Source organism: Micromonospora coerulea, from assembly GCF_016598485.1.
Lineage (GTDB): Bacteria > Actinomycetota > Actinomycetes > Mycobacteriales > Micromonosporaceae > Micromonospora > Micromonospora coerulea.
In genome coordinates this window covers 1-380 of the sequence record NZ_JAEMUW010000119.1, presented here as the reverse complement: position 1 = coordinate 380, position 380 = coordinate 1, and the positions used below count along the sequence as shown (strand labels likewise).

Annotated in this window: 1 pseudogene; it reads left to right on the top strand. The window is 67.6% G+C overall.

The window, feature by feature from the left end:
- Nucleotides 1–92 precede the first annotated feature (92 nt).
- A pseudogene (locus I8N68_RS34135) lies at nt 93–380 on the top strand (helix-turn-helix domain-containing protein); the annotation flags it as partial.

Here is a 380-nt window from a genome sequence, read left to right as displayed (position 1 = left end):
GCCTGTCGGGTGCCAAAACCCGCTTACCGTGGTTGATCAGGCGCAATGGCCTGCACTGCTGTCGGGCAGGATCGTTGCTCGTGTCGCTACGCATGCTCTACCTCGTGTTCTGCCGCATCGCCGAGTGGCTGACCCTGTTCCCCGAGACCAGTGCGGCCAAGGACGTGGAGATCCTGGTCCTCCGCCACGAGAACGCAGTGCTACGCCGGGCCAACCCGAGGCCGCGGTTGGACTGGGCCGATCGGGGGCTACGCTCAGCGCCCTGATCAGGCTTCTCCCCCGGGCTCTGAAGATGCACCGGCTCGTCACTCCCGCCACGGTCCTTGCTGGCATCGCCGGCTGGTCGCCCGGCACTGGACCTACCCAAACCGGCCGGGGCG